At 67.8% G+C, this 5,974-nt stretch carries 5 protein-coding genes; 4 read left to right on the plus strand and 1 reads right to left on the minus strand.

Annotated elements, in window-relative coordinates:
- Nucleotides 1-120 precede the first annotated feature (120 nt).
- Together ACXJKR_RS21995 and ACXJKR_RS22000 are read left to right on the plus strand one after the other, a co-directional pair.
- Complete coding sequence (locus tag ACXJKR_RS21995) at nt 121-1,779, plus strand: FMN-binding glutamate synthase family protein (RefSeq protein WP_457324625.1); 1,659 nt, start codon at nt 121-123, stop codon at nt 1,777-1,779.
- A gap of 128 nt (nt 1,780-1,907) precedes the next feature.
- Nucleotides 1,908-2,555 carry a response regulator gene (locus ACXJKR_RS22000; RefSeq protein WP_056200213.1) on the plus strand — a complete coding sequence of 216 codons (648 nt, stop codon included), beginning with the start codon at nt 1,908-1,910 and terminating at the stop codon, nt 2,553-2,555.
- On the opposite strand, the gene ACXJKR_RS22005 is transcribed toward ACXJKR_RS22000, so the two are convergent.
- Complete coding sequence (locus tag ACXJKR_RS22005) at nt 2,552-3,175, minus strand: glutathione S-transferase family protein (RefSeq protein WP_457324626.1); 624 nt, start codon at nt 3,173-3,175, stop codon at nt 2,552-2,554. The genes ACXJKR_RS22000 and ACXJKR_RS22005 overlap by 4 nt on opposite strands.
- A gap of 426 nt (nt 3,176-3,601) precedes the next feature.
- On the opposite strand from ACXJKR_RS22005, the gene ACXJKR_RS22010 reads away from it, so the two are divergent.
- Nucleotides 3,602-4,789 carry a YjgN family protein gene (locus ACXJKR_RS22010; protein WP_056200210.1) on the plus strand — a complete coding sequence of 396 codons (1,188 nt, stop codon included), beginning with the start codon at nt 3,602-3,604 and terminating at the stop codon, nt 4,787-4,789.
- A complete protein-coding gene (locus tag ACXJKR_RS22015) occupies nt 4,789-5,814 on the plus strand; it encodes a M48 family metallopeptidase (RefSeq protein WP_457324627.1) in 1,026 nt (341 codons plus the stop codon). Before ACXJKR_RS22010 ends, ACXJKR_RS22015 begins: the two co-directional genes overlap by 1 nt.
- Nucleotides 5,815-5,974 lie beyond the last annotated feature (160 nt).

Below are 5,974 nucleotides of genomic sequence, written 5' to 3' on the forward strand. Positions count from 1 at the left end.
CGCACCCGCTGCCTCCTCGCGCCTAGCCTGCGCCCTTGCCAGTCACAACGCGGGCCACGCCCGCTGCCGCTCAGGCTCCTCCGGCCTTAGCATCCGTCGGTCACGGTTTAAGGACCCCTCATGCTTGCCTGGCCCAGCTGGACACGACRCATCAACGAATATTTCCCGCTGCGCTATCTGACGTGGATGTTGTGCGGCCTGCTGGCGCTGTTCTTCGCCATCGGTTGGATGGGCGGGCTCGTCGACGGCGTGCTGGTCGTCGTCTTCCTGGGCCTGACGTTGCTCGGCCTGCGCGATACCCGCCAGACGCGTCATTCCATTCTGCGCAACTATCCCGTCATCGGCCATCTGCGCTTCCTGCTGGAGTTCATCCGCCCGGAGATCCGCCAGTATTTCCTGGAGGGCGACAACGATGCCGCGCCGTTCTCGCGTGCCCAGCGCTCCATCGTCTACCAGCGCGCCAAGGGCGAGGCCGACCAGCGCCCTTTCGGCACCCAGCTGGACGTCAGCGCGCGCGGCTATGAATGGATCAACCATTCCCTGGCGCCGACCCATCTCACCAGCCACGACTTCCGCATCACCATTGGCGCGGGCCGGGCCCAGCCCTATTCGGCCAGCGTCTTCAACATCTCGGCGATGAGCTTCGGTGCGCTCAGCGCCAACGCCATCCTGGCGCTGAACAAGGGCGCGAAGCTCGGCGGCTTCGCCCACGACACGGGCGAAGGCTCGATCAGCGCCCACCACCGCGTGCATGGCGGCGACCTGATCTGGGAGATTGGCTCGGGTTATTTCGGCTGCCGCAATGACGATGGCAGCTTCAGCCCCGAGCGCTTCGAGGCCGCTGCCCGCGACCCGCAGGTCAAGATGATCGAGCTCAAGCTCAGCCAGGGCGCCAAGCCCGGCCACGGCGGCGTGCTGCCCGGCCCGAAGGTGACGGCGGAGATTGCGGCCGCACGTGGCGTTCCCGAGGGCGTGGCCTGCATCTCACCGGCCCGGCACAGCGCCTTCTCGACACCCATCGAGATGATGCAGTTCATCGACAGGCTGCGCACGCTGTCGGGCGGCAAGCCCACCGGCTTCAAGCTTTGCATCGGCCACCCCTGGGAGTGGTTCGCTGTGTGCAAGGCCATGCTGGAGACCGGCATCACGCCCGACTTCATCGTCGTCGATGGCGCCGAAGGCGGCACGGGCGCCGCGCCGCTGGAGTTCACCAACCATGTCGGCGCGCCGGTTCAGGAGGGCCTGCTGCTCGTGCACAACTCGCTGGTCGGATTGAACCTGCGCGACAAGATCAAGATCGGCTGCGCCGGCAAGGTCACGACCGCCTTCGACCTGGTGCGCCTGATGGCGCTGGGCGCCGACTGGTGCAACGCCGGGCGCGGCTTCATGTTCGCTCTGGGTTGCATCCAGGCCCAGGCCTGCCACACCGGCCATTGCCCGACGGGCGTGACCACGCAGGACCCGGTGCGCCAGCGCGCCATCGTCGTGCCCGACAAGGCCCAGCGCGTCGCCAACTTTCACCAGGGCACGCTGAAGGCGCTGAAGGAACTCGTCGAGGCCGCCGGGCTGTGCCACCCGCAGGAAATCACGGCTCAGCACATCGTGCACCGCCTGGACAAGCACGAGGTCAGGTTGCTGGCCAACCTGCTGCCTTTCGTGGAGCCGGGTTCGCTGCTGCGCGGCGACATGAGGCACAACACCTTCAGGATCTACTGGCCGCTGGCCAGCGCCCACAGCTTTGCGCCCCAAGGCGCCATCGAACGCACCGCTGCCGCGTGAATTTCGGGCCGGGCGCCTGGCGATCCCCTCCTTGGACGAGGGGCCCGCGCCCGCGGGGGATGGTGCCTACAAGTTAGGGGGATGGCGACCAAAACGCGCACAATGCGCAGCGGTTACATCCGCGCATCATGCCCACCGTCTATCTCCTCCGTCTCAGCGAGCCCACGCTGCAGCGCACGCGCTCGCTGCTGCTGCAGGCCGACGGCGTGGAGCTGGCCGGCAGCAGCACCCTGCTGGCCGACGCGCTGGACGAACTCGCCGCGCTGGCGCCCGACATCGTCGCCAGCGACCTGCGCCTGGTCGACAGCCATGCGATGCGTGTCGCCCATGAACTCGGCCGCCTGCCGGTGCGGCCCCAGCTGCTGCTGCTGACGCCGACGGCCGATGACCTGCAGCTGTTCGCCGCGCTGAGTGCCGGCGCCAATGCCTATCACGTGGACGACGGCAGCGGTGCCGGCCTCGTCCAGGCGCTGACTCGCCTGCATGAACGCCGCTCCATGTTCAACCCTCAGCTGGCCCGCCAGGCCCTGGCGGCCTTCGGCATCGAGCGCAGCCCCATCGTCACGGCCCGCCAGGCCGCAGCGCCGCTGGATGCCAGCCCCGCCGGCCGCCAGATCGACCAGGCCAGCCGTCATCTGCTGACGCTGCTGGCGCAAGGCCTGCTACTGGCCGAGATCGCGACGCTGTGGAAGCTGGACGTTGCCGAGATCGAGCGCCGCATCTGGCGCCTGGTGCGCCTGCTGCATGTGCGTTCGCGGGAACTGCTGATCGCCTAGGCCGGCACAGTGTCCGCAAAGCTCTGGCGCTGGGACAGCTTGTCCATGTGGCGAGCCAGATTGGGGTAGTCCTCGCGCCAGTTGATCTCCGGGAAGCGGAATTCCAGCCAGCCCAGGGCGCAGCCGACGGAGATGTCGGCGAGCGAGAAATGGTTGCCCGAGCACCAGGCCTTCTCGCCCAGGCCCTGGCTCATCGCGGCCAACGCGGCGTTGACCTTGGTCAGCTGACGGTCAATCCAGGCCGGGCTGCGCTGCTCCGCGGGGCGGTGCGCCCAGGTGCGCTCCAGGCGCACGAGGATGCCGGCATCGACGACGCCATCGGCCAGGGCCTCCCAGGTGCGCACCTCGCAGCGCTCGCGGCCGCGCTCGGGGATCAGCTTGCCCACGGGTGACAGCGTGTCCACGTACTCGACGATGACGCGCGAGTCGAAGACGGCACCGGTGATCGAATCCTGGCCTTCCATGACCAGGCAGGGCACCTTGCCCAGCGGGTTCATCTTCAGGATGGCGTCGCTGCCCCAGACGTCTTCAAGCACCAACTGGTAATCGAGCTTCTTCTCGGCCATCACGATGCGAACCTTGCGCACGTAAGGGCTGGCGAGAGAACCGATCAACTTCATCGTCATAGGGCAGGCAAGGGGATCACAAGTCGAAACGATTCTAGCGAGCGCTTCTTGGCGGACTGCCCGTGAAAAAGGCCTGTCGGCTGGGGCCGACAGCCACCGCAAGCAGGGGTTGCCAGCAGGGAGGGCGCCCTGCACAGTGCTGCCGCTCAGACACCGGCGCCGTCCCCGGAAGCCGGGACAAAGGACATCCGAGGGAGGATGAATGCTTGATTCCGACACGACCGCGACGACTCGGTCCAGGTCTTTTTCGGCTTCGTTCTCAAGCCACCCGGGCGACGAAGAGCGCATCGCCTTCTTCAGGCAGCCGTAAAAAATCACATCACGGGGCCTGACAAACCAGAGTTGCCAGGCACGCTGGCCACCGCCAAAGTCTCGGCCGGCACGCCGCGCTGAACAGCGGCCCGCTAACAGGGAGATTCCATGCAAGACCTCGACGCCGCGGCCGATGCGGCCCCCGTCGCCACGCCGCCCGCTGCGCCGCGGGTGCTCGACATCCGCTTCACCGGCTCGGGCAGCGAGTATTTCCGCATCTGGTCGGTCAACCTGCTGCTCATCCTCGTCACGCTGGGCCTGTACCTGCCCTTCGCCAAGGCCAGGCGCATCCGCTACTTCTATGCCAACACCCTGGTCGATGGCCAGGCGCTGAGCTTTCATGGCGACCCGTGGAAGATGTTCCGCGGCTTCGTGCTGCTGGTCGTGTTGATGGGTGTCTACAGCGGCGCGGGCCGGCTGTCGCAGCTGGCGGCCTTCATCGCCTTCCTGATCCTGTGCGCCGTCTGGCCGGCCCTGTGGCGGGCCTCGATGCAGTTTCGCCTGGGCAACACCAGCTGGCGCGGCCTGCGCCTGCGCTTCGAGGGGTCGCTGCAAGGAGCCTATCTGGCCTGCGCACCCAGCTATCTGCCGGCCATCGCCATGGTCGCCGGCACCGCGCTGATGGCCTCCGCAGACGCAGGCACGGCCAAGGAGATGACGCCCGCGCTGTGGCTGAACGTCGTCGGCCTGCTGGGCATGATGGTCCTGATGCCTTGGTCATTGACCCTGTTCAAGCGCTACCAGCACAACGGCTACCGCATCGCCGGACAGCATGCCCGGCTCAAGCTGTCGGTGGCCAAGGTCTATCTGCTCGGGCTGAAGACCATCGGCGTCTCGTTGCTGCCCATGATCGGTTCCGGCGTGCTGATCGCGTTGTTCGTCGCGCTGGGCAGCACCATGCAGCAGAGCATGGGTCGTGTCGTCAGCATGGCCGCGCTGGGCTTTGGGGTGCTGCTCGCTTACCTGCTGTATTTCGCGGTCGTCATGCCCTACAGCGCCGCACGCATGCAGAACCTGGCCTGGAGCGGCACGCGCAGCGAAGCCTTGCGCTTTCGCAGCACGCTGAGCTTCTCGTCCCTGTTCGGCCTGACGCTGAAGAACTGGCTGCTGACCGGACTGACCCTGGGCCTGTACCGGCCCTTCGCGGCGATCGCCACGGCGCGGCTGCGCCTGGAGGCCGTCAGCATCGGCTGCGACGAAGACCCGGCCGACTGGGTGGCCGCGGCCCATGCCGGCCACGCCGACGCGACGGGCGACATCGCCGGCGACTTCTTCGGCATCGACATGGGCCTGTGATGGATGCTTCGCCCCGCCTCGCCGCGGACTGGTTTGATGGGCGCAGCGCCCGCGCGCGGCCCATTGAGGTCTGGATGGACGGTGCGACGCTGCACTTCGGTGAGCAGAGCGCGCCGCTGTCAGGCCTGACCTGGCCCGAACGCCAGCGCCATGGCCAGCGCCAGATCCTGCTGCCTGGCGGCGGCCTGCTGAGCTTTGCCGATGCCGCGGCCTTTGATGCCTGGGCGAGCGCGTCCGGTCGCAGTGACAGCGCCATCGTGCAGTGGCAGCAGAGCTGGCTGCTGGCGCTGCTGGCGCTGGTGTTGCTGGCGGCGGGCTTGGCAGCGGGTTGGCGCTGGGGACTGCCGTGGGCGGTCGACACCGCCGTCGACGCGCTGCCCCAATCCGCTGAGCGGACCCTGGGCGAGCATTTGTTGAACGGTCTGGACGGCGATTGGCTCAAGCCGAGCGCCCTCAGCACGGCCCAGCAACAGGTCTGGCAAGACCGTTGGACCAAGGCCATCGCGCGAGCCCGCGTCGACGGTGGGCCGGCGGTGCCGGAGCGCTTCGAGATCCATTTCCGCAACGGGGGCAAGGCGCTGGGACCGAATGCGTTTGCGCTGCCCGGCGGCGACATCGTCATCACCGACGAGTTGCTGGAACTGCTGGCCGACGAACCTGACGCCGTGATGACCGTGCTGGCGCACGAACTGGGTCACGTGCGTCACCGTCACGGCCTGCGGCTGATGCTGCGGGCGGGTGCGGTCGGCGTCGTCGCCTCGGTCATCGTGGGTGACTTCTCCACGCTGCTTGCCGCGGCACCGGCCTTGCTGGCGAGCAACGCCTACTCGCGCGACAACGAGCGCGAGGCTGACCTCTACGGCCGCACGCTGGCCCGGGCCGGCGGCGTGGACACCTCGCGCATGGCCGTGTTTTTCGAGCGTCTGGCCAAGAAGCATGCAACGGTGGACAACAACCCGTTGGCCATCGCGATCTCGTCCCACCCCGCAGACGAGGAGCGCATCGCCTTCTTCAGTCAGCGGTGAACAATCACGTCGCGAGCGGAGCTCGTGACGCGCGCCGGCAATGCCACAGTCACGGGCAGCCCGCTGCAGCAGACGGCGGCGCCTTCACCCAGGGAGTTTCCATGCACACCGCCGCAGCCGTCCCGACGACGGCCGATCTGCCCCCGCCCAACACCGAGCC

The sequence above is a fragment of the Roseateles sp. P5_E11 genome, from assembly GCF_054049355.1.